Consider the following 842-nt stretch of genomic DNA (forward strand, 5'->3'; position numbering starts at 1 on the left):
CTAGGGTTCAGACTCAATTGATCCAATAGGCGACGATGGCGGCGAGGTGGACGGCAGCCAAGAAGTTTCTGGCAAGTTTGTCGTAGCGAGTTGCGACACGCCTGAAATCCTTGAGCCGGCAGAAACAGCGCTCGATAACGTTGCGCCCTTTGTAGGCGCGTTTGCTGAAGCTGTGGAGGGTCACCCTGTTGGATTTGTTTGGAATGACGGGCTTCGCGCCGCGATTGACGATCTCGGCGCGAAAGCCGTCGCCATCGTAGCCTTTGTCCCCGATGAGGACAGACATGGGCGGCGCGAGTTCCAAAAGGGCGGGCGCTGCGGCAATATCGGCGTCCTGGCCCGGAGTAAGATGAAATGCGCAAGGTTTGCAATCAGGGTCACTCAGCGCGTGGATTTTCGTGGTCCGCCCACCGCGCGAGCGGCCGATTGCCTGTTCATGCTCCCCCCTTTTCCGCCGCTGGCCGAGCGATGCGCCTTGATCGAGGTGGAGTCGATGGACAAAGTCACGCTGTCCTTGCCGCAGCGGGCGAGCGCTTCAAAGATCGCTTGCCAATGCCCGCGCTTGGCCCAGCGATTGAACCGATTATAGATCGTCGTGTAAGGACCAAAGTCGGGCGGGCAATCGCGCCAGCGCGCGCCACACTGAAGCATGTGGATGATACCGCTGATGATGCGTCGATCGTCTTCGCGCTCCGGTCCGGTCTGGTTCGTCGGCAGATGCAGCTTTATCTGAACCCACTGCTTGTCGTTGAGCCAAAATAGTCCTTTTCGCATCGAAGCCCCCCTGCCGAATCAACTCGGTGCAAGGGAATCAGAACGTGTTAATTAGGTACAGACCCTAG

General features: G+C 58.6%; 1 protein-coding gene. It reads right to left on the minus strand.

All coding sequences use genetic code 11. The annotated features are described in order from the left end of the window. Nucleotides 1-13: 13 nt before the first annotated feature. Nucleotides 14-774 (minus strand): IS5 family transposase gene (locus IVA74_RS32315; protein WP_247351036.1). Its coding sequence is split into 2 segments (ribosomal slippage): nt 14-441 and nt 441-774, totalling 762 coding nucleotides; the frame shifts between segments, so codons are not numbered across the junction. Nucleotides 775-842: the final 68 nt, after the last annotated feature.

Source organism: Bradyrhizobium sp. 132, from assembly GCF_023074185.1.
Lineage (GTDB): Bacteria > Pseudomonadota > Alphaproteobacteria > Rhizobiales > Xanthobacteraceae > Bradyrhizobium.